Source organism: Methylomonas rosea (assembly GCF_024505055.1).
Lineage (GTDB): Bacteria > Pseudomonadota > Gammaproteobacteria > Methylococcales > Methylomonadaceae > Methylomonas > Methylomonas rosea.
Genome location: NZ_JANIBL010000079.1, coordinates 1 through 20,530 on the forward strand (window position 1 = coordinate 1; position 20,530 = coordinate 20,530).

Below are 20,530 nucleotides of genomic sequence, written 5' to 3' on the forward strand. Positions count from 1 at the left end.
GGGCTCGGGGCTGACGACTGGCGGCTGAGGAGTCGGTTGCGCGGGCTGCGGGCTAGGCTCGGCCGGTGCTGGTTTGTTGTTTTGTAAAGTGGCCAGTTGCTGATCTTTTAAGGCCAGCAATTGTTGCATCATTCCCAGTTGTTGTTCCAGTTTTTCGATGCGAGCTTGCAGCTCCAGATCTTTCCCGTCGCTGGTTTGATCAGCAGCGCTAGTTAAAGCCGGATTAGCTGCCGCAGCCGAGTTTTGTTCGGTTTTTGTCGAACCGGTACCGGCAGCCTTGGCTTCAGTGGGGGCTACTAGTTCAAGCGCTTTCTTGGTCGTTTCGGCTTGAACGGTTTCCGGCTTGACCTGTTTACTGGTCACTTTTCGCTCATTTTGCGCTTGTCTTTGCGCCGGATTCATAATCGCATCCGGCTCAGGAATCTTTAACGTTGCGCCTTCTTTCAAGGAATTGATATTGCCGTTGTTAAATGCGTCCGGATTGGCTCTGTACAAAGCGGTCAGCATTTTTTGGGTCGGAATGTTTTTTTCCTGGCCCACTTGGGTGGCGATACTCCACAAAGTGTCTGATTTTTGGATCGGGCCAAATTCGCCGCTGGTGGGCGTTTGTGGGGTAATGTTGTCGGCAGGAGCGGCACGCACTGCGCGTTTGGGTGCGGTTCGAGTTCTCTTTACCGGACGCTCCAATGGCTCAATGGGTTCGGCACTGTAGCCACTAGTTTCCGCGACAGGCGTTACCGGCTGGTTATAAGCCGTCGGCGGGTCGATGAGCAATGTGAACTCGCGCATCATGCTGCCTTGCGGCCACGTCACTTCCAGTAGGAAATCCAGAAACGGCTCGGTCAATGCTTCTCGCGAGGAGACTTTCACAATGATGGAACCGTTTGCTTGGACAACCGGCTCCAGCTTGATTTTGGATAGAAAATAATTCCAAACCACGCCGGCTTGGTCGAACTTTTCCGGTGGGGCCAATTTCACCGTGACATCGGCCGGGTTTTCCCCCGGTGCGACACTCAGTCTGATTTCGGCATTGAGTTTTTGGTTTAGGGCAGAATGTAATTCAATTTCGCCGATACCTAAGGGTTGGGCACTGACTGGTGCCAGTAACGATACAACCGCTAAGGCTTTAGTTAAATTGCTCACATTGCTTTCCTTCACTTGTAATACCTCGGTACTTACTGACCCACTATAAAACACAGAGCTAAGCGTAGACTAGATGTAGCTTTTTACCAGCACTTCGGCTATTTGCACGCTGTTAAGCGCTGCACCTTTTCTGACGTTATCACTAACGACCCATAGATCGATGCCGGTCGGATGCGAAATATCCTCGCGAATTCGGCCGACAAACACGTCGTCATTACCGGACGATTCGGTTACTGCCGTCGGGTAGCCGCCGTTCTCGCGCTCGTCCAACAAAGTGATGCCGGGGGCTGTGGCCAACAGTTCGCGAACCTGCTCTGCGGAGATCTTCTGTTTAGTTTCGATATGTACAGCTTCCGAGTGCCCAAAAAACACCGGCACCCGCACCGCGGTCGGATTAACTAGAATATCGGCATCGCCGAGGATTTTTCGAGTTTCCCAAACCATTTTCATTTCTTCCTTGGTATAGCCGTTATCCATAAACACGTCGATTTGCGGCAATACATTGAAAGCAATCTGTTTTGGATAGACGTTGGCCGTAACCGGTTTAGCGTTCAGCAGATTGGCAGTTTGCGTCGCCAGTTCCTCGATTGCTTCCTTGCCGGTGCCGGAAACGGCTTGATAGGTGGCAACGTTAATCCGGCTGATGCCTACGGCGTCGTAAATCGGTTTCAGCGCCACCAACATTTGAATGGTCGAGCAGTTTGGATTGGCGATGATGCCGCGATTTTTGTATTCGGCGACTTTCTCTGGATTGACTTCCGGTACTACCAACGGGATGTCGTCGTCGTAACGAAATTGCGAGGTGTTGTCGATCACCACACAACCTGCCGCTGCGGCTTTTGGTGCGTATTCCGCCGACACGGATGCACCCGGCGAAAATAGGCCGATCTGCACTTTGGAGAAATCGAAGGTGGCCAAATCTTCAACAACCAACGATCCGTCTTTGAATGGGATGCGCTTGCCGGCCGAGCGTTCGCTTGCCAAGGCATACACCTTGCCGACCGGAAAATTGCGCTCTTCCAGGATGGAAATCATGGTTTCGCCGACCGCGCCAGTGGCGCCGACGACTGCTACATCATAAGTTTTCGACATGTTAATTATCCTTTTAAGGCGTTGAGTACGGCGTCGCCCATGCCGGAAGTGCTGACTTTGATCATCCCTTCCGAGTAAATGTCCGCGGTTCTGACTTTGCTGTCCAATGCGGTGTTCACCGCGCGTTCAATGCGCTCGGCAGCTTCCGGCTGGTTAAACGTGTAACGCAGCATCATCGCCACCGACAAAATAGTGGCTAAGGGATTGGCGATACCCTGGCCGGCAATGTCGGGTGCGGAGCCGTGAATCGGCTCGTACATGCCCTTGGCGTTGGCATCCAAAGAAGCCGACGGCAACATGCCGATGGAGCCGGTCAGCATCGCCGCGATGTCGGACAAAATATCGCCGAACATATTGCTGGTAACGATCACGTCGAATTGTTTCGGTGCCCGCACCAGCTGCATCGCCGCGTTGTCGACATACATGTGGCTCAACTGCACGTCCGGATATTCCTTACCCACTTCGGTCATCACGCTGCGCCACAGTTCGGTTACTTCCAGCACATTGGCTTTATCCACCGAACACAGCTTTTTATGACGTTTTTGCGCAATCTTGAACGCGGAATGCGCGATGCGACGGATTTCCGATTCGCTGTAAATCTTGGTATTGATACCGACTTTCTCGCCATTTTCCGCGACGTGCACACCGCGCGGCTGGCCGAAATAAATGCCGCCGGTCAGTTCGCGCACAATCATGATATCCAGGCCAGACACCACTTCCGGTTTCAAGGTCGAAGCGTCGACCAGCTGCGGATACAAAATCGCCGGGCGCAGATTGGAGAACAAATTTAGCTCTGAGCGAATGCCCAATAAACCGCGTTCCGGACGTACCGCATGTGCCAGCGGTTCCCACTTGGGGCCGCCAACTGCGCCCAGCAACACCGCGTCGGCGTTTTTGCACAGATTCAGCGTAGTTTGCGGTAGCGGCGTACCGAAAGCGTCGTAAGCGGCGCCGCCTATCAACGCGTTCTCGAATACCAAACCCAGATTCATGTCGGTGTTGATAAAACTCAAGACTTTGATCGCTTCGGCAACAATTTCCGGTCCGATGCCATCGCCGGCCAGGACTGCAATTTTTTTGGGCATTTTTTTACCTTTCAATGGAGCTTACGCGTCTTTGAACAGCCACGGTGCGCGTTTGGCGCGCTCGGTTTCGTAGGTTTTAATTTTGTCGGCGTGTTGTAGCGATAGCGCAATATCGTCCAAACCATTCATCAGGCGGAAGCGGCGGTTTTCGTCGACGGTAAAGCCAATATTTTGACCGCTGGGCGTGGTAATGGTTTGCGCTTGCAAATCGATGGTTAACTGATAACCATCGACCACTTCTTTGAACAACTGATCGACGGTTTCGGCCGGCAACACGATAGGCAAAATGCCGTTCTTGAAGCAGTTGTTAAAGAAAATGTCGGCAAAGCTGGGTGCGATAATCGCCCGGAAACCGTAATCTTCCAAAGCCCAAGGCGCATGCTCGCGCGAGGACCCGCAACCGAAGTTTTCACGGGTCAGCAGGATTTGCGCGCCTTGATATTTTGCCTGGTTCAACACGAAGTCTTTGTTCAAAGGCCGGTTGGTGCAATCCATTTCCGGTTCGCCTCTATCCAGATAGCGCCATTCGTCAAACAGATATGGGCCAAAACCGGCACGGCGGATGGACTTTAAAAACTGTTTGGGGATGATCGCATCGGTATCGATATTGGCGCGGTCCAGTGGAGCAACCAAAGCGGTCAAGGTAGTAAAAGCTTTCATGCGACATCCTCCGCAATGTTGACAAAATGACCGGCAATCGCCGCCGCCGCCGCCATGGCAGGGCTGACCAAGTGGGTGCGGCCGCCGTAGCCTTGCCGGCCTTCAAAGTTACGATTCGAAGTCGACGCGCAATGCTCGCCGGCTTCCAGACGGTCGGCGTTCATCGCCAGACACATCGAGCAACCGGGATCGCGCCACTCGAAATCGGCGGCAGTGAAGATTTTATCCAGACCCTCTGCTTCGGCTTGTTGTTTGATCAAGCCCGAGCCGGGCACGATTAATACCTGTTTCACGGAAGCGGCTTTTTTACGGCCTTTGATGACAGCCGCAGCGGCACGCAAGTCTTCGATGCGCGAATTGGTGCAGGAACCGATAAAAACTTTGTCCAACTTGATATCAGTAATTTTTTGCCCGGCTTGCAAGCCCATATATTGCAAGGCTCGCTCAATGCTTTGGCGCTTGACCGGATCGGCTTCTTGGGCCGGATCGGGTACATTGGCATCGACTGCCACCACCATTTCCGGCGAAGTGCCCCAGCTGACTTGCGGTTTAATCCCGGCGGCATCGATGTCGATGACTTTGTCGAATAAGTCTCCGCTGTAGCTGTCGGAACGCAGGTTTTGCCAATAACGTACCGCCATGTTCCAGTCGTCGCCTTTTGGCGCATAAGGACGGCCTTGGTAATAATCGATAGTAATGTCGTCCACTGCGATCAAGCCGGCGCGAGCGCCCGCTTCGATAGCCATGTTGCAAACCGTCATCCGGCCTTCCATCGACAATGACCAGATCGCATTGCCGCCGAATTCGATGGTGTAACCATTGCCGCCAGCGGTACCGATTTGGCCGATGATCGCCAACACGATGTCTTTAGCGGTGACGCCTAGACCGGTTTTGCCGTTGACCTTGATCAACATGTTTTTAGCTTTTTTCTGTACCAGACATTGCGTAGCCAATGCGTGCTCGACTTCGGAAGTGCCGATACCGAACGCCAGCGCTGCGGAAGCGCCATGGGTGGAGGTATGCGAGTCGCCACAGACAATGGTCATCCCAGGCAAAGTGGCACCTTGTTCCGGGCCGATCACATGCACGATGCCTTGGCGAATATCGGCCATATCGAATTCGGTAATGCCGTACTCTTTGCAGTTGTTTTCCAGCGTTTCCACTTGCAATCTTGAAACCGGATCGGCAATGCCTTTGTCGCGGTCGGTCGTGGGTACGTTGTGGTCGGCAACCGCCAGGTTTCTCGCAATCCGCCACGGTTGGCGGCCGGACAGGCGCAGCCCGTCAAAAGCTTGCGGCGAAGTCACTTCGTGCAGCAACTGCCGGTCGATGTAAATCAGGCAAGAGCCATCGTCTTCGGTATGGACGACGTGGTCGTCCCAGAGTTTGTCGTATAAGGTTTTACCAGCCATCTCAGTTTCCGATAAAGAAGTTAACAATACTGCTCAGCCCAAGATGGCGAGCAATTTGGAGGTGATGTCGCTGACCGAGCCGACGCCGGCAATCGAAGCGAATTTAGCGTTTTGACCGGTTGCCGAATAAAAGCCGACCAGCGGTTTAGTTTGTTCGTGATACACGCTCAGGCGTTTGCGTACGGTCTCTTCCTTATCGTCGTCGCGTTGGATCAATGGCTCGCCGGTCACATCGTCCAAGCCTTCCTGTTTTGGCGGATTGAACACCACGTGGTAGGTGCGGCCGGACGCCATATGCACGCGTCTGCCGCTCATGCGCTTGATGATTTCCTCGTCGTCCACGGCAATTTCGATCACATGATCCAGTTCCACGCCCATTTTCGCCAAGCCTTCGGCTTGAGCGATGGTGCGTGGGAAGCCGTCCAGCAAAAAGCCGTTTTTGCAGTCGTCTTGGGTGATACGCTCTTTGATCAACCCCAGAATGATCTCGTCGGACACCAGTCCGCCGGCATCCATGACTTTTTTCGCTGCGATACCCAGCGGGGTACCTGCGCGGACGGCGGCGCGCAGCATGTCGCCGGTGGAAATTTGCGGAATCGCGAACTTCTCCGTGATGAACTGGGCTTGGGTGCCTTTGCCCGAGCCTGGGCTGCCTAACAGGATAATGCGCATATCAATCACTCCAGTGTATGAATCAGGCTGGTTGCCTTGCTATATAAAGAGAGCCGGCTCAAGCGCATCAGTTCGTGAGCCTGGCGGAAAAATCCGGCATTTTATCGCACTTGCCCTGTGAATGCCGTCAAATCTTGTCGAATCGGCGGCGTGGGGCGTTGTGAATCTAGCCGGTGGTGTTGGCTTGGCTGTGCGCGCTGAGCAGCGCGAACTCTGCCAGACTGATCGATTCCGCGCGCAGATTGGCGTCGATTCCCAGGTCGATGATCTGCTGCTCGGCAATGAAGTTTTTCAACGAATTGCGGATGGTTTTACGGCGCTGCGAAAAAGCCTGAGTTACCAATTGGCTAAAGCTTTTCAGGTCCGGAATATTGACCGGCGGCTGCGCGTGTGGGGTCAGCCGGACGATGGCCGACATCACTTGCGGAATCGGATCGAAGCTTTCCGGCGGCACGTCAAATAACAACTCGGTTTCGCAGTAATACTGCATCATTACGCTCAGCCGGCCGTATTTCTTGCTACCAGGTTCCGCACAAATCCGATCCACCACTTCTTTTTGCAGCATGAACAGCATGTCTTCCACGCAGTCGGTGGTTTCCAAGAGGTGAAACATCAGCGGTGTGGAAATGTTGTACGGCAGGTTGCCGATGATGCGCAGCTTCTCGCCTGCTTGCGCCAGTGCGGCAAAATCAAAATTCAACGCATCTGCGCTGTGCACGGTTAAATTGCTGTGGCCGGCAAACTGTTTTTGCAAACGGCTGACCAAGTCCCGGTCCAACTCAACGACATCGAGTTTAGCGCCGGATTCCAGCAAGGGCAGGGTTAGCGCACCCAGGCCGGGGCCGATTTCCACCCAATGTTCGCCAGTCTGCGGATGGGCGCTGGCCAGGATGTTATAAATGATGCTGTGATCGTGTAGAAAATTCTGGCCGAAGCGTTTGCGGGCGGTGTGGGTCATTTTTAGTTTTATAAGTGGTGAATCATATCCAGCGCAGTCTGCAACGCAAACTGCAAACTGCCCAGATTAGCTTTGCCGGTGCCGGCCAATTCCAGCGCAGTGCCGTGGTCGACCGAGGTGCGGACGATGGGTAGGCCGAGGGTGATGTTCACGGCCTGGCCGAAGCCTTTATATTTCAATACCGGCAGGCCTTGGTCGTGATACATCGCCAAAACCGCGTCGGCCGTTTCCAGGTATTTAGGGGTAAACAAGGTGTCTGCGGGTAATGGGCCGTAAAGGTTGATGTCTTCGCAGCGCAAGCGTTCCAGTGTCGGTTCGATAATGTCGATTTCCTCGCGGCCCAGATGGCCGCTCTCGCCGGCGTGTGGATTGAGGCCGCAGACCAATATTTTCGGTTTCTCTATCGCAAAGCGTTGCCTTAGATCGCGGTCCAGCAAACGAATAATGGTCGCCAGCGGACCCGGAGTGATCGCCGCGCTTACTTCCGATAAAGGTAAGTGAGTGGTTGCCAAAGCGACGCGTAAGCCCGGTGTCGCCAGCATCATGACTGGCGTGCCGCCGGTCAGTTCGGCGATAAATTCGGTGTGGCCACTGAAGGGAATGCCGGCGTCGTTGATTACGCCTTTATGCACTGGCCCGGTCACCATCGCCGCGAATGTGCCACTCATGCAGCCTAAGGTGGCTTGGCGGATGGTTTCCAGAACGTATCGGCTATTGGCGGGATTGAGTCGTCCGCAAACGGCTGGTTCGCTTAAGCTGATTGGCAGTACGGTTATCGTACCTGCTTGCTGTTTGTTGACGGTTTGATCGATGTCGAAAAGTTGGATTGTCAGCGACAAGCCGAGTTGTTCCGCCCGCTGCTGCAATAATTCCGGATCCGCAATGGCAATGAGTTGGCAAGCTTGTTCCTGCTGCGCCAGATGTATGCACAAGTCCTGGCCGATGCCGGCCGGTTCGCCGGGAGTCAACGCGATGCGAGGTATAGACATATTAAATCTCAAAGCGAACCGGTGAATGGCGAACTCTAAGCTGCGCCAGGATTTGTTTATTGTCTATCTGCGGTCCGTTCGGATAGTCAAACAGGGTTGTGTTCCTGGCAAATTTGTTCGCTATCGTCTGTGCTGAGCTTTTCCTGAGTAAGCTGACAGAAAAATCCGCCGTCTTTTTCGCTGAAATTGCGGCAGGTTTTGCACACGCCGAACGATTGCGACTGATTCGCCTTTTGCAACGCGGTAAGGGCTTGCTGAAAGACATTGGCGTCTGACGGTGGCGAATCGCTGCTTTGCAAGATGGCGGTGGCGCCGTGGAATAAATCAGACGGTCGCGCTTGCTTAAGTATGGCTGCGCCGTCCGGCAGCAACTGTAAATGCACCACGCGCTTATCGTTGGCATCCGGCGTTTTGCCGATATAGCCCTTCTTTTCCAGAATAATCAGCGATTGCGAAACAGTGCCGCGCGTCATACCCAAATAATTGGCAACAGCCGCAGGGGTGTTGCTGTATTTATTACAGCGCGAGAGGTAATTGAGCACCTGGAAGTGAACCGGCTGCAAGCCAAGCTCCGTACATTTTTTCCGCTCCTCAGAGCGAATCAATGTGGTCATGCACTCAATAAGTTCGTAAATATCAGTTTGTTGCATAAATTGCATTCTCATCGTGACCCACTAGGTTGACAAGGCGATGGATTAAGGAGTAAATTGATAGCGAATCGAAACTTTACTTTATAACATCGGCCTGGAGTCAACAAGCTGTTATTTTACCATGCTAAATCGGGTGGCTGTTCGTCCTGGTCTTTTATGGTTTAATGCACCAAGTTGGCTCTTTTTTTTAACTTGCGGGTGGCAGGAATTTTAAATGAAAAATACTATAAAAATGCTGAATAAATCCCTACTGGCGAGTTCCATCGCCATGCTGTTGTCATCCGGGATGGCGCTGGCAAAATCCGACGATTTTCACAAACTTTATCAAGACAATTGCGCCAGCTGCCACGGTTCCGATCATGGCGGTTATTTGGCGCCGGCGTTGAACTCGGCCATCTTGAAGGGTCGCAGTCCCACCGCGTTGCGGACCATTGTGATGGCCGGAAGCTTCGATACCTTGATGCCTCCGTTCTACGGCAGGCTCGATGACGACGAAATTCGCGGCGTTATTAAGCATCTGCAAGAAACCCCCAAACAGCCTAACCCGGCCTGGACTATCGACGACATGAAAAAGTCGCTGAAAGTCTATGTTAAAGATGAAAGCACGCTGCCAGCCAAGCCAACCTTCCAAATCGACGATAAGTTCGAAAATCTGATTGGCGTGGCGGCGCGCGGCAAATATGGTCGCGGCGAAGGTTCAAAAGCGATCTTTATTAATAGCACCACCCATCAAAAAGTCGGCGAAGTACCCACCGGTACTGCTGCGCATATCATTGATTTCAACCCGGCTAATCCGCGCTGGGCTTATGTCAAAACCGATACCGCCGAGATTTTCAAGGTGGATTTATATTCCATGCAAGCGGTGCGCAGCATCAAAACCGGCTGGAACGGCCCAGGCATGGGCGTATCTCGCGACGGTAAATACATCATGGCCGGTTCTTTCGTACCGCATAACGCCGTGATTCTGAATGCCGATACCTTGGAGCCGCTAAAAACCTTCGAATTGGAAGGCATCGATCCCGACGGTAAACATGTATCTTCCGACTCCGGCATGATCATCGGTACACCATATGCCGATATTTTCGCGATTGCGCTGGAAAATGCCGGTCAGGTTTGGGTGATTGATTTAAATAAAGAAGGTTTCCCGGTTACCCGTATCGAGAAAGTGGGTCGGCATTTGCACGACGCCTTCCTGACCCACGGCGGCAAAAAATTGATGATCGCGTCTTACGACGACAGCATCGTTGCGGCCATCGATCTGGAAAAGCGCGAGATCATCAAAAAGCTGGAAGCCGGCTGCGTACCGCACGTTGGCGGCGGTTCGGCGGTGAAAGTTGACGGCCGTACCTTAGGCTTTGGTACCAACTTCGGCGATTGCGACAAAACCGTGGTCAGCGTTTGGGATCTGGATAAAATGGAAGTCGTCAAACAAGTGCCGGTTTCCGGCGGCACCGAATCGCCGGCTGCACATGCCAACGCGCCTTATGTCGCGGTTGACATCATCAGCAAAGATAGACGCGCCCGCACCGTGCAGTTGATTGACAAGAAAACCCTGGAAGTTGCTAGAACGCTGGATGTCGGCGGTCACGCCTACTTCCCGGAATACAGCGCCGACGGCAAATTCCTGTATATCAGCGCCGGCTATAACGGTGACGAAGTGGTGGTTTACGACTCCAACACCCTGCAAAAAGTCGCCACCGTGCCAATGGAAAGCCCTGCGGGTATCTTCTCGCGCGGCCGGGTAAAATACATGACTCGCGGCTTGTCACCTGACGAAATGGAGCAATCAAAATGAAGATGACTCATTTTATCCTGTCGCTGCTGGCGGGGCTGTTGGCCGCCGGTAGCGCACAGGCTACCAGTTTGTATGTCGGTCAAGCCAAGGCTGGCGCGGTGTGCGCGCAATGTCATGGGATCCGGATGCCCAGCGCCGATGCGCCGTTTCCACCGTTGGGCGGCCGCGATCCCGAGTATTTGAAAACCGCGATCAAACAATATCGCGACAAGACGCGGAAATCCGACATCATGAACGCAATTGCCGGTTCCTTGACCGATGCGGAAATCAACGACATCGCCGCGTATTACGGTAGCGTTAAACCTTAAATAATGAGTTCTCGCTGGCTGCTGCTCGGCTTGCTGTCAACCTGCGCCTTTGCGGACCAACCTAATCCGCAAAGGCAGCAGGAGTTGTTGAATATGCTCAAGCATGATTGTGGCTCTTGTCACGGCCTGCCGCCGAAAGGCGGCTTGGGGCCATCGTTGATGCCGGAAGTATTGGCGGACAAAAGCGATGCATTGTTGATCGATGCGATCCAAAACGGCCGAACTGGGACGGCGATGCCGCCCTGGAAGAACTTTCTGACTGTCGATGAAACTGCTTGGCTGATTCAACAACTAAGAAAGCGCTGAGAGTTGTTTCCGCAGTCGCTAGGCTTAATCGTCTAATGTGCAGATGTACTTCTTGAATGATCGTCGCTAAACAACACGCGCCCTATGAAACTTTCTTATTCCCGGTGTCTCCTGATTTTCTTATTATTGTGTGCATTACCCAGTCATGCGGAGCTTAGAGCCACCGGTGACCTCGGCGTAGTCATCGAGCGCGAAACCGGCAGCATCCAGATCGTCAACACCACTAAACCAGCCTCGTTGAGCCGTATCGAAGGCTTAGGCGACTTGTCTCATGCCTCGGTGGTGTTCTCCCGCGATCAACGATATGCCTATGTTTTCGGTCGCGACGGCGGTTTGACCAAGATCGATTTGCTGCAAGATAAAATCGATAAACGCGTGATCCAGGCCGGCAACAGCATCGGCGGGGCAATTTCTCAGGATGGCAAATTAATCGCCGTGTCTAACTACACCCCGGGCGGTGTGAAAGTTTTTTCGGCGGATACGCTGGAACAACTGGCCGAGATTCCTGCGGTTTATGGCGAAGACAATAAATTATCCAAAGTAGTTGGCTTGGTGGATGCGCCGGGCCAACGCTTCGTTTGCAGTCTGTTCGAAGGTAATGAAATCTGGCTTATCGACGCTAAAAATCCGCGTCAGCCCGTTGTGAAAAAATTTAAAGACATCGGCAAACAACCTTACGACGCTTTATTGACGCCGGACGGCCATTTCTATGCCGCCGGTTTGTTCGGCGAAAAAGGCTTGTCCTTGCTGGATTTGTGGCAGCCGGAAAAAGGCGTCGAACATATCCTGGAAGATTACGGCAAAGACGACGAGCAAATGCCGGTCTATAAAATGCCACACCTGGAGGGCTGGACCGTGACTGGCGATTGGCTGTTGGTGCCGGCGGTTGGATTGCATGAAGTCTTGGTGATCGATACCCGCGAGTGGGAGTTGGTGAAACGCATCCCGGTGGCCGGCCAGCCGGTATTCGTCACTTCGCGGCCTGACGGTCGGCAAGTGTGGGTGAATTTTGCCTTCCCGGACAATCAGACCGTACAAGTGATCGAGTTGAAAGATTTTAATATTGTCAAAACCTTGCAACCCGGCAAAGCCGTGTTGCACATGGAATTCAGCCCAAGAGGGGAATCCGTGTGGCTGGCGGTGCGCGACGAAGACCGGGTGATGGTCTACGATACCGAAACTTTTCAAGAAACGGCCCGCCTGTCCGCACAAAAGCCCAGCGGGATTTTCTTCACTGATCGCGCCAATCGCATAGGCTGGTAAAACATGCTAGCCCCATTGCATAAACGCCTCCTCAACGACTATCAGCAGGATTTTCCGTTGAGTCCGACCCCTTACCGAGACATCGCCGAGCAGCTCGGGGTTAGCGAGGACGAGGTGATGAATGCGTTTCAAACCTTATCCGAGCAGCAGATGATCAGCCGCATCGGACCGGTGATCGCGCCCAATAGCATAGGTAACAGCGCGCTGGTTGCGATGGCTGTGCCGGACACAGACTTGGCGCGGGTCGCCGAATTGGTCAGTGCTTATCCGGAAGTCAATCACAACTACGAGCGCGAAAATCGCTTCAATTTGTGGTTTGTGTTGATTGCCGATAGCGAACCCCATCTTAAAGCCGTTATTGCGGATATCGAAACCCAAACCGGTTATCCTGCGATGTTGCTGCCGATGTTGGCCGACTATTTCATCAACCTGGGATTTGAGCTGAATTTGCATGATTGACGCTATCGATTTTCAACTGATTGCCGCCGTGCAAGCGGGATTACCGATTGCAGCGAGGCCGTATGCGGCGATAGCCGAGCAATTGGCGATCACCGAGCAGGACGTAATCGAGCGCCTTGCACGCTTGAAGTCTCAGGGTTTGATCAAGCGTTGGGGCGTGGTGGTCAAGCATCGCCAACTAGGCTATCGGGCCAATGCAATGATCGTGATGGATGTCCCGGACGAGCGTGTGGCTCGAGTCGGCGCTTTAATCAGCCAGCAGGCTTGCGTGAATCTGTGTTATCAACGCCCGCGCCAAGGTGAAGTCTGGCCTTACAACCTGTATTGCATGATCCACGGCAAGAGCCGGGAAGTGGTGTTGGAACAATGGGCAGAGCTGCGGCATGCCTGCAATTTATGCGAATATCCATTTGAAGTCTTGTTTAGTCGGCGTTGCTTCAAGCAGCGCGGGGCTTTATATACTCGCCCCATTGCAAATGGCGATGGGCTAAGCCCCTCTCTTGCTGGACAGAGCAAGGCTGAGGAGATTAATAACAAACTGTCTTTCGGCATGCACTTCGCCTAAATATGGACACCACAGACAAAATCATTGTTAACCGCCTTCAACAAGGATTCCCTATCTGTGCATCGCCTTATCAAAGGGTCGCTGAAGAACTGGGGATTGCGGAAGCCGAACTGCTGACAAGATTGCAAGCACTGTTGGCCGACGGCGTATTGTCACGCTTTGGGCCGATGTACCATGCCGAACAAATGGGCGGAGCTTTAACTTTGGCGGCGCTCAAAGTACCGGAGGAACGCTTCGATGAAGTCACCGACATCGTTAACAGCTTCCCGGAAGTGGCGCATAACTATGCCCGCAATCATTTATTGAATATGTGGTTTGTATTGGCTACCGAAAAGCCGGAACAGGTGCAAAGTGTGATCGCCGAAATCGAGCGGCAGACCGGGTTGGTTGTCTACAACATGCCGAAGATCAGCGAATATTACGTCGGTTTGCAATTGGAAGCCTGATGCCCATCGATGAGATAGACCGCCAAATTATCCAGGCCACCCAAGCCGGTTTGCCGTTAGTTCGCGAGCCGTATCAAGCCGTTGCCGAGCAACTGGGTTTGTCTGCCCAAGTCGTCATGTTGCACATGGCCGAGATGCAGCAGACCGGTGTTATCCGCCGTATTGCTGCGGTGCCCAACCATTACAAATTGGGTTATCGCTATAACGGGATGACAGTTTGGGATGTCGAGGATAGCCATGTCGACGAACTTGGACAAAAGGTCGCGAAACTGTCGTTTGTCAGCCACTGTTACCAGCGCCCTCGGCATTTGCCGGATTGGCCGTACAATCTTTTCGCCATGGTGCACGGCAAAACCGAAGCCGATGCGGAACAGCAAGTAGCAATCATCGCCGAATTGCTGGGCGAGCAGGCGAGCAGCCATGAGGTGCTGTACAGCACCAAAATTCTAAAAAAGACCGGTTTGCGAATCGGAGGATAGAGCGTGTTCAGACTAAGCCAATACTTGCGCGAATTGCTGCATCCGACCCCGCTGACCGCAACGCGCAAACCCTCCGGGCCCGTAGTGATCTGGAATTTGATCCGCCGTTGCAATCTGACTTGCAAACACTGTTATACCACGTCGGCCGACATCAATTTTCCTGGTGAATTAAGCACGCCGGAAATTTACGCTGTGATGGACGATTTGAAGGCTTTTAGGGTGCCGGTGTTGATCCTGTCGGGCGGCGAGCCGCTGCTGCATCCGGATATTTTTGCTATCTCGCAGCGCGCCCGCGACATGGGCTTTTATGTGGCTTTGTCCAGTAATGGCACTCTGATTGATCACACCAACATCGAGCAAATCGCCGCTATCGACTACCAATACATCGGCGTCAGCCTGGACGGCATTGGTCAGACCCATGATACATTCCGCCAGAAGCAAGGTTCGTTCGAGGCGTCGCTGGCGGGTATTCGTTTATGCCGCGAACACAACATCAAAGCCGGCGTCAGGTTTACGCTGACCCAAGACAACGCTCACGATTTCGATGGTCTGTTGCAATTGATGGACGACGAAGACATCGACAAATTCTACCTGTCGCATCTGAATTACGGCGGCCGCGGCAACAAGAATCGTAAGGACGATGCCGAGTTTCAATTGACCCGCAAGGTGATGGATAGCTTGTTCGAAAAGTCGTTAAGCTGGGAGCAGCAAGGTTTGCATCGCGAAGTAGTGACCGGCAACAACGACGCCGATGCGGTGTATTTTCTGCAGTGGGTCAGGCGCCGCTTCCCCGAGCAAGCGGAGCATATTCATGCCAAATTACAGCAATGGGGCGGCAACGCTTCGGGCGTCAATGTCGCCAATATCGACAATCTGGGTAATGTGCATCCGGACACGTTCTGGTGGCATTACGGCTTGGGTAATGTCCGCAAACGGCCGTTTTCGGAAATCTGGCCGGACATCTCCGATCCGCTCATGGCCGGTTTGAAAGCTTCACCCCGGCCGCTGAAAGGCCGTTGCGGCGACTGTCATTATCAAAGTATCTGCAACGGCAATACGCGCGTTCGCGCTCAACAAATGACTGGCGATTTTTGGGCCGAGGATCCGGGCTGTTATCTGGCGGACGAGGAAATCTTCGCTTAGAGTGGGTTGCGCTGTCTAAGATGAGCAATCGGTAATGATTAATCCGGAAAAAGTTGCTATTTACAAAAAATTTGCCGGGGACATTGATGGCTGGACCAGGATGGCTTCTGCTACGGAAAAGGCTATATTGACCGGCGACGACTGGCGGCAAATCGATAGCTTTATTCAGGACTTTGGTTTGATTAAGGCCGGTCTGGCATCAGCACGCTATGCGGAGAAACTGCATGCCCGGATTGCGGAGTCGGTTAGCGATGTCGAAACCTTGGCAGCACTGAAGGAACTGGGCAAACAATTGGCTTGAAATTTGGTTGGGCTGGTCCTTAGCGCATCAATGAACAAGGGACGCTCCACAGCAATTTAGCCGAAGCTTGGTCCGAAAAGTCGGCATCCAGGCGAGTTAGAGAGGCTTTTTTGATGACAATGTTGTCGGGAACGGTGCCCAACATACCGGAAATGGTAACCGAGAAGTCCGGTTCGTGCCCGACCAGCCAAACGTCGTCCAGACCTTGCTCGGCCAGTTTGGCAAGCTCTCTGAGTATGGTTGATGCAGTAGTATCGATGCCCAGCCAATCAACGGTCTGGGGTGCAGGACTGTCGGGCAGATGTTGGTTGAGTATCCTTGCGGTTTGTTGGGCGCGTAGCAGCGGGCTGCAATAAATCGATCTCGGAACCAAGCCGTTGGCTAAACAAAATGCCGCCAAGCGTTTCACCTGCTTTTCGCCTTTATCGATTAAGGCTCTATCCGCGTCGGGTATCGATACGCCGCCATCTTCTGCCGTAGCGTGTCTGAGGAAAGTGATAAGCATGGTACGTCTCCTTGTCGGACGATGTTGACTGGGATCTTTAGACTGTCGACACTTTCTGGTTTTAGGCGAAGCTATGGAGTTTGTTATAAGGTTCCAACTAAATCTAGCGCAAATATTAGCTCAGTTGTTGCTTCGTTAGGGCTTTAATCGCTGGCCTGGAAAATATAGTTGATAATTCTTGACTGAATTACTGGGTATAGTCATAATCATTCAGTCTTTCAATTGCTTATAGAGTCTTATATGTCCGATCCTATTGTTTTTACCGACAGTGCCGCTCATAAAGTTGCGGGTTTAATTCAGGAAGAGGGTAACGATAATCTTAAGCTCAGAGTTTATATTAGCGGCGGCGGTTGTTCCGGATTTCAGTATGGTTTTACCTTTGACGAAGATGTCAATGAAGACGATACGCAAATCGTCAAAGACGGCGTGACGGTGCTGATCGATTCGATGAGTATCCAGTACCTTAGCGGTGCCGAAATCGATTACAAGGAAGACTTGTCCGGTGCGCAATTCGTGATTCGCAATCCAAACGCGACTACAACCTGCGGTTGCGGCTCGTCTTTCTCAGCTTAAACTGTTTTTACCCGGATAAATACCACCTAAAACCACGGGCGTAGCTGCGCCCGTGACGCTACATAAATTTCCCGGCAAATTGTTCAGGGTTTGCCGTGCCAGCCAGGCAAACGCAATTGCTTCTACATGGTCTGGATCGATTCCCCGTTCCGCGGTTGAAATTGCCGGCATATTCAGGCGTTTTCGTAACAGAGTCATCAATTGACCGTTATGCGCGCCGCCGCCGCAGACCAATGTTTGCAGGGTGTCGGGTGCATATTGGCGAATGGCATCGGCGATGGTCTCGGCGCTGAACTGGCAGAGCGTGGCTTGAATATCTTCCGGCTTAAGATTGTTGAATAAGCGGAGTTTTTGTTTTAGCCACGCTGGCGAGAAATATTCCTTACCGGTACTTTTCGGTGGCGTCAGTCGGAAATAGTCGTCTTCTTTTAATGCGTCGAGCAGGGCTGGATAAGGTTTACCCGTGGCTGCCCAGTTGCCATTGCGGTCATAAGGCTGATTGCAGTGTTCTTGACACCACCAGTCCATCAAGCCATTGCCGGGGCCGGTATCGAAGCCGATGACCGGTTTATCGTTCAATACCGTTATGTTGGCAATACCGCCAATATTGACGACTACCCTGGCTTGGGTGACATCGCTAAAAACCGCTTGATGAAAGGCTGGAACTAATGGAGCGCCTTGGCCGCCGACGGCGATGTCGCGGCGGCGGAAGTCGGCGACCGTGGTGATGCCGGTTATTTCGGCGATGCGATTCGGGTCGCCAATTTGCAGAGAAAAACCATTGGCGGTCTCCGGGGCGTGATAAACGGTTTGGCCGTGACTGCCTATTGCCTTGATCGAGCTGGCCGGAATGTTGGCAGTATCCAGCAGAGTCTGCGCGGTTTCGGCGAATAGGCGACCGATCTGGCTATCGAGCGAGCCATAATCCGTTAGCAGAATAGGTTGGCCCGGTTGACTAAGATGGTGAATTTTTTGCCGGAGTTCGGCGGAGAATGGTTGGTAATGGAAAGCGACAAGTTGTATTTTGCCGTCGCTAAAATCGACGAGACCAGCATCAATACCATCGATGCTGGTCCCTGACATTAAGCCTATATAAAGCTCGGACACTGTTTTAGTTTTGAGCTACCAACGCGTCGCCTTTGGCTTGCTTCAGTTGCGCTATAAACGGCTGGGTTTGTGCTTTGAATTTTGCCAGTAAAGCGTTATCCATGGGCATAGAGCGCGGTATTTTCGCGGTAACCGGATTAACGTGCTCGCCGCCGATGCGGAATTCATAATGCAAATGCGGACCGGTAGCCAAGCCGGTTTTACCGACGTAACCAATCACATCCCCCTGTTTGATAGCGCTACCCAGCTTTTGACCGGACTTGAAGCCGGACAAATGAGCGTACAAAGTCGAGTATTTTTGGCCGTGTTCGATCTCTACTACATTGCCGTAGCCGTTTTTCACGCCGCGGAAGACGATTTTGCCATCCCCGGTGGTTTTAACCGGTGTACCAACGGCCGCTGAATAATCGACGCCTTTGTGAGCGCGGATGGTGTTCAGAATCGGATGCTTGCGGTGCAAATCAAAATGCGAGCTGATTTTGGCGAAGTCCATCGGGGTTTGCAGGAAGGCTTTACGCAAACCGTTACCGTCCGGCGTGTAGTAGCCTGTGTTGCCTTGATTATCTTCAAAGCGCACGGCGGTATAAGTTTTGCCCTGGTTGACGAATTCAACCGACAGGATTTCGCCAGTATCGAATTCTTTGCCGTCCACAAACAGTTTTTCATAGACGACAGTAAATTGGTCGCCGTCTCTTAAATTGAGCGCAAAATCGATGTCCCAGGCAAAAATGTCGGCTAGTTTCAGGATTAGTTTTTCCGACAGGCCTGCTTCCTTGCCATCTTCGAATAGCGAAGAGTCAATCGTGCCTTTGCTGCTGGCTATTTGGTAATCGACTTTTTTGCTTAGCAACTCCACGTCGAATTCATCGTCATGCCGGGTGGCAATCAATGTTTCGAAAGGATTTTTGCTGTAAGTTAGTTGTTCTAATTCGCCTGATGCATTCAGAGTGGCAACAACGTCTTGGCCGGGTTCGACATCGGCAAACTGCTTACCTGTGGCGTTGGCGTGGATAATCTTGTGCAAATCTTCTCGGCTAAGATTTAAAGCTGAGAAAATGCTGGAAAGGTTTTCACCCGATTTGACGGTATGTTCCAGTTCTTCGGTTATATCGAGATGTTGTACTTCGGGTGGTGCTACGTATTTGGTGTATTGGTTGATCTTGGATGAGATCAGTCTGTCTTGCTCCAGGCTCTTTGCGTCTTCAAAACCCTTATGCGGTATCAATCCGTAACTTGCGCTTGCGGCAACAACGGTGCAGGTGCCTAATAGCACCGACTTGAGTATTCTGTTCTTCACAGTAATCACACTTCATTGTTTGTCGAGCGTTTCATTGTAGGCAATTTTGGTGCATAAGGCCAACAAAAGGCCATTTTTTATCCTTCCGTACAATTGCATCACTTATAATGCGCGCCCAAAACTTAAGGCTATCGGGAGAATAAATTGTTGCAAGAAACCTTGGCTCAATTGCGTTACGGCGCTGAAGAAATTTTGCTGGAATCGGATTTGATCAAAAAGCTGGAGGAAAATCGGCCTTTAACCATTAAGGCTGGATTCGACCCTACAGCACCCGATTTGCATCTTGGGCACACGGTGCTCATTAATAAGCTGAAGCAATTTCAGGATGCCGGCCACAACGTGCAATTTTTGATCGGCGATTTTACCGCAATGATTGGCGATCCGACTGGCAAAAACGTCACGCGTAAGCCTTTGAGCTGTGAAGAGGTGGCGGAAAACGCAAAAACCTATCAGGCACAGGTCTTTAAGATCCTTGATCCGGATAAAACCGAGGTTAAATTCAATTCGGCATGGATGGGGGCGATGACGAGTGCCGAATTAATTCAGTTGGCGGCCAGAAATACCGTCGCCAGAATGCTGGAACGCGATGATTTTAGCAAGCGATATAAGGGCGGTCAGCCTATTGCGATTCATGAATTCCTATACCCATTAATACAGGGCTATGACTCGGTGGTAATGAAAGCCGACGTTGAGCTGGGCGGAACCGACCAGAAGTTTAACTTGTTGATGGGGCGGCAATTGCAGGAAGGTTATGGGCAAAAACCGCAGGTCGTGTTGACAATGCCGATCTTGGAAGGACTTGATGGTGTGCAGAAAATGTCCAAGTCGCTTAACAACTATATAGGCATCGCGGACGCGCCTGACAATATGTTTGGCAAAATTATGTCGATTTCCGATGAGCTGATGTGGCGTTATTTTAAGTTATTGAGCTTTAAGTCCATGACTGAAATAGAGAGTTGGCGGACTGCTTGCGAGGGCGGTGAGAATCCAAGAAATTACAAAGTTGCGCTTGCGCAGGAGATCGTTGCCAGGTTTCATGGGCCTCAGTCTGCAAAAACGGCGCTGGAGAATTTTGAGGCGCGGTTTCAGCGTGGCGCCTTGCCGGATGATATAGAGGATGTTCAAATTAGGGTAGATGGTCAGGGAATGCCAATTGCTAATGTGCTAAAAAATGCAGGGTTGGTGGAAAGCACTTCTGAGGCCTTGCGGCTGATTAAGCAGGGTGCTGTAAAAATTGATGGTGAAAAACTGGAGGATCCAAAAGCCATGGTTTCGGCTTCAGGTAAGCATGTTTATCAAGTGGGTAAAAGAAAGTTCGCACG

At 52.2% G+C, this 20,530-nt stretch carries 24 protein-coding genes; 12 read left to right on the top strand and 12 right to left on the bottom strand.

The window, feature by feature from the left end:
• From NP589_RS19370 to NP589_RS19410, 9 genes are all read right to left on the bottom strand, one after another.
• Window positions 1-1,143, bottom strand: a 1,143-nt coding sequence (locus tag NP589_RS19370; protein WP_371929696.1) for a type IV pilus assembly protein FimV, incomplete at its 3' end; no start/stop codon positions are given.
• Window positions 1,144-1,212: 69 nt separating this feature from the next.
• On the bottom strand, window positions 1,213-2,235 hold the full coding sequence (locus NP589_RS19375; protein ID WP_256608438.1) for an aspartate-semialdehyde dehydrogenase: 1,023 nt from the start codon (window positions 2,233-2,235) through the stop codon (window positions 1,213-1,215).
• A gap of 5 nt (window positions 2,236-2,240) precedes the next feature.
• Window positions 2,241-3,320, bottom strand: a complete 1,080-nt coding sequence (leuB, locus tag NP589_RS19380; RefSeq protein ID WP_256608439.1) for a 3-isopropylmalate dehydrogenase — start codon at window positions 3,318-3,320, stop codon at window positions 2,241-2,243.
• Between the two features lie 21 nt (window positions 3,321-3,341).
• Window positions 3,342-3,980 carry a 3-isopropylmalate dehydratase small subunit gene (gene leuD, locus NP589_RS19385; RefSeq protein WP_064010025.1) on the bottom strand — a complete coding sequence of 213 codons (639 nt, stop codon included), beginning with the start codon at window positions 3,978-3,980 and terminating at the stop codon, window positions 3,342-3,344.
• A complete protein-coding gene (gene leuC, locus NP589_RS19390; RefSeq protein WP_256608440.1) occupies window positions 3,977-5,392 on the bottom strand; it encodes a 3-isopropylmalate dehydratase large subunit in 1,416 nt (471 codons plus the stop codon). Before leuC ends, leuD begins: the two co-directional genes overlap by 4 nt.
• A gap of 33 nt (window positions 5,393-5,425) precedes the next feature.
• Complete coding sequence (gene adk, locus NP589_RS19395; RefSeq protein ID WP_256608441.1) at window positions 5,426-6,064, bottom strand: adenylate kinase; 639 nt, start codon at window positions 6,062-6,064, stop codon at window positions 5,426-5,428.
• 166 nt (window positions 6,065-6,230) lie between these two features.
• Window positions 6,231-7,022, bottom strand: coding sequence for a 16S rRNA (adenine(1518)-N(6)/adenine(1519)-N(6))-dimethyltransferase RsmA (gene rsmA / locus NP589_RS19400; RefSeq protein ID WP_256608442.1), 792 nt, complete (start codon window positions 7,020-7,022; stop codon window positions 6,231-6,233).
• Between the two features lie 8 nt (window positions 7,023-7,030).
• Window positions 7,031-8,011 carry a 4-hydroxythreonine-4-phosphate dehydrogenase PdxA gene (pdxA, locus tag NP589_RS19405; protein WP_256608443.1) on the bottom strand — a complete coding sequence of 327 codons (981 nt, stop codon included), beginning with the start codon at window positions 8,009-8,011 and terminating at the stop codon, window positions 7,031-7,033.
• Between the two features lie 86 nt (window positions 8,012-8,097).
• Window positions 8,098-8,670: a MarR family winged helix-turn-helix transcriptional regulator gene (locus tag NP589_RS19410; protein WP_082879783.1), complete on the bottom strand. Its 573-nt coding sequence runs from the start codon at window positions 8,668-8,670 to the stop codon at window positions 8,098-8,100.
• A 205-nt stretch (window positions 8,671-8,875) separates the two neighbouring features.
• Between NP589_RS19410 and NP589_RS19415 the strand changes: the two genes are divergently transcribed.
• From NP589_RS19415 to NP589_RS19460, 10 genes are all read left to right on the top strand, one after another.
• Entirely contained in the window at window positions 8,876-10,456 is a 1,581-nt protein-coding gene (locus NP589_RS19415) for a nitrite reductase (RefSeq protein ID WP_256608444.1), read from the top strand.
• Window positions 10,453-10,764, top strand: coding sequence for a c-type cytochrome (locus NP589_RS19420; protein WP_256608445.1), 312 nt, complete (start codon window positions 10,453-10,455; stop codon window positions 10,762-10,764). Before NP589_RS19415 ends, NP589_RS19420 begins: the two co-directional genes overlap by 4 nt.
• 3 nt (window positions 10,765-10,767) lie before the next feature.
• Window positions 10,768-11,070, top strand: a complete 303-nt coding sequence (locus tag NP589_RS19425) for a c-type cytochrome (RefSeq protein WP_256608446.1) — start codon at window positions 10,768-10,770, stop codon at window positions 11,068-11,070.
• Between the two features lie 84 nt (window positions 11,071-11,154).
• Complete coding sequence (locus tag NP589_RS19430; protein WP_256608447.1) at window positions 11,155-12,333, top strand: cytochrome D1 domain-containing protein; 1,179 nt, start codon at window positions 11,155-11,157, stop codon at window positions 12,331-12,333.
• Window positions 12,334-12,336: 3 nt separating this feature from the next.
• Window positions 12,337-12,792 (top strand): Lrp/AsnC family transcriptional regulator, encoded by a 456-nt coding sequence (locus NP589_RS19435; protein ID WP_256608448.1) that lies wholly within the window; start codon window positions 12,337-12,339, stop codon window positions 12,790-12,792.
• Entirely contained in the window at window positions 12,785-13,357 is a 573-nt protein-coding gene (ahbB, locus tag NP589_RS19440) for a siroheme decarboxylase subunit beta (RefSeq protein ID WP_256608449.1), read from the top strand. The genes NP589_RS19435 and ahbB (NP589_RS19440) overlap by 8 nt, the downstream gene beginning before the upstream one ends.
• A gap of 2 nt (window positions 13,358-13,359) precedes the next feature.
• Window positions 13,360-13,803, top strand: a complete 444-nt coding sequence (locus NP589_RS19445; protein WP_256608450.1) for an Lrp/AsnC family transcriptional regulator — start codon at window positions 13,360-13,362, stop codon at window positions 13,801-13,803.
• Window positions 13,803-14,282, top strand: a complete 480-nt coding sequence (ahbB, locus tag NP589_RS19450) for a siroheme decarboxylase subunit beta (RefSeq protein WP_256608451.1) — start codon at window positions 13,803-13,805, stop codon at window positions 14,280-14,282. Before NP589_RS19445 ends, ahbB (NP589_RS19450) begins: the two co-directional genes overlap by 1 nt.
• 3 nt (window positions 14,283-14,285) lie before the next feature.
• The gene (gene nirJ / locus NP589_RS19455) at window positions 14,286-15,425 is read left to right on the top strand and encodes a heme d1 biosynthesis radical SAM protein NirJ (RefSeq protein ID WP_256608452.1); all 1,140 of its coding nucleotides are present in this window, start codon (window positions 14,286-14,288) and stop codon (window positions 15,423-15,425) included.
• A gap of 34 nt (window positions 15,426-15,459) precedes the next feature.
• Window positions 15,460-15,726 carry a hypothetical protein gene (locus tag NP589_RS19460; protein ID WP_256608453.1) on the top strand — a complete coding sequence of 89 codons (267 nt, stop codon included), beginning with the start codon at window positions 15,460-15,462 and terminating at the stop codon, window positions 15,724-15,726.
• A 19-nt stretch (window positions 15,727-15,745) separates the two neighbouring features.
• Here the strand turns inward: NP589_RS19460 and NP589_RS19465 are convergent, their stop codons facing one another.
• On the bottom strand, window positions 15,746-16,231 hold the full coding sequence (locus NP589_RS19465; protein WP_256608454.1) for a SixA phosphatase family protein: 486 nt from the start codon (window positions 16,229-16,231) through the stop codon (window positions 15,746-15,748).
• 240 nt (window positions 16,232-16,471) lie between these two features.
• Between NP589_RS19465 and erpA the strand changes: the two genes are divergently transcribed.
• Window positions 16,472-16,804, top strand: coding sequence for an iron-sulfur cluster insertion protein ErpA (gene erpA, locus NP589_RS19470; RefSeq protein ID WP_020483200.1), 333 nt, complete (start codon window positions 16,472-16,474; stop codon window positions 16,802-16,804).
• On the opposite strand, the gene NP589_RS19475 is transcribed toward erpA, so the two are convergent.
• Both NP589_RS19475 and NP589_RS19480 read right to left on the bottom strand, forming a co-directional pair.
• Complete coding sequence (locus NP589_RS19475; RefSeq protein ID WP_256608456.1) at window positions 16,796-17,911, bottom strand: anhydro-N-acetylmuramic acid kinase; 1,116 nt, start codon at window positions 17,909-17,911, stop codon at window positions 16,796-16,798. The genes erpA and NP589_RS19475 overlap by 9 nt on opposite strands.
• 4 nt (window positions 17,912-17,915) lie before the next feature.
• Window positions 17,916-19,208 (bottom strand): peptidoglycan DD-metalloendopeptidase family protein, encoded by a 1,293-nt coding sequence (locus tag NP589_RS19480; protein ID WP_256608457.1) that lies wholly within the window; start codon window positions 19,206-19,208, stop codon window positions 17,916-17,918.
• A gap of 147 nt (window positions 19,209-19,355) precedes the next feature.
• Between NP589_RS19480 and tyrS the strand changes: the two genes are divergently transcribed.
• Window positions 19,356-20,530 (top strand): tyrosine--tRNA ligase (gene tyrS, locus NP589_RS19485; protein ID WP_371929697.1); only part of this gene is annotated, 1,175 nt, incomplete at its 3' end.

Coding starts and splice junctions, on each gene's coding strand:
- ahbB (WP_256608449.1), top strand. CDS start 12,785: ATGATTGACGCTATCGATTTTCAACTGATTGCCGCCGTGCAAGCGGGA.
- NP589_RS19465 (WP_256608454.1), bottom strand. CDS start 16,231: ATGCTTATCACTTTCCTCAGACACGCTACGGCAGAAGATGGCGGCGTA.
- NP589_RS19430 (WP_256608447.1), top strand. CDS start 11,155: ATGAAACTTTCTTATTCCCGGTGTCTCCTGATTTTCTTATTATTGTGT.
- NP589_RS19375 (WP_256608438.1), bottom strand. CDS start 2,235: ATGTCGAAAACTTATGATGTAGCAGTCGTCGGCGCCACTGGCGCGGTC.
- pdxA (WP_256608443.1), bottom strand. CDS start 8,011: ATGTCTATACCTCGCATCGCGTTGACTCCCGGCGAACCGGCCGGCATC.
- ahbB (WP_256608451.1), top strand. CDS start 13,803: ATGCCCATCGATGAGATAGACCGCCAAATTATCCAGGCCACCCAAGCC.
- rsmA (WP_256608442.1), bottom strand. CDS start 7,022: ATGACCCACACCGCCCGCAAACGCTTCGGCCAGAATTTTCTACACGAT.
- adk (WP_256608441.1), bottom strand. CDS start 6,064: ATGCGCATTATCCTGTTAGGCAGCCCAGGCTCGGGCAAAGGCACCCAA.
- NP589_RS19445 (WP_256608450.1), top strand. CDS start 13,360: ATGGACACCACAGACAAAATCATTGTTAACCGCCTTCAACAAGGATTC.
- NP589_RS19420 (WP_256608445.1), top strand. CDS start 10,453: ATGAAGATGACTCATTTTATCCTGTCGCTGCTGGCGGGGCTGTTGGCC.
- leuC (WP_256608440.1), bottom strand. CDS start 5,392: ATGGCTGGTAAAACCTTATACGACAAACTCTGGGACGACCACGTCGTC.
- erpA (WP_020483200.1), top strand. CDS start 16,472: ATGTCCGATCCTATTGTTTTTACCGACAGTGCCGCTCATAAAGTTGCG.
- NP589_RS19415 (WP_256608444.1), top strand. CDS start 8,876: ATGAAAAATACTATAAAAATGCTGAATAAATCCCTACTGGCGAGTTCC.
- NP589_RS19435 (WP_256608448.1), top strand. CDS start 12,337: ATGCTAGCCCCATTGCATAAACGCCTCCTCAACGACTATCAGCAGGAT.
- NP589_RS19460 (WP_256608453.1), top strand. CDS start 15,460: ATGATTAATCCGGAAAAAGTTGCTATTTACAAAAAATTTGCCGGGGAC.
- NP589_RS19410 (WP_082879783.1), bottom strand. CDS start 8,670: ATGCAATTTATGCAACAAACTGATATTTACGAACTTATTGAGTGCATG.
- leuD (WP_064010025.1), bottom strand. CDS start 3,980: ATGAAAGCTTTTACTACCTTGACCGCTTTGGTTGCTCCACTGGACCGC.
- NP589_RS19425 (WP_256608446.1), top strand. CDS start 10,768: ATGAGTTCTCGCTGGCTGCTGCTCGGCTTGCTGTCAACCTGCGCCTTT.
- leuB (WP_256608439.1), bottom strand. CDS start 3,320: ATGCCCAAAAAAATTGCAGTCCTGGCCGGCGATGGCATCGGACCGGAA.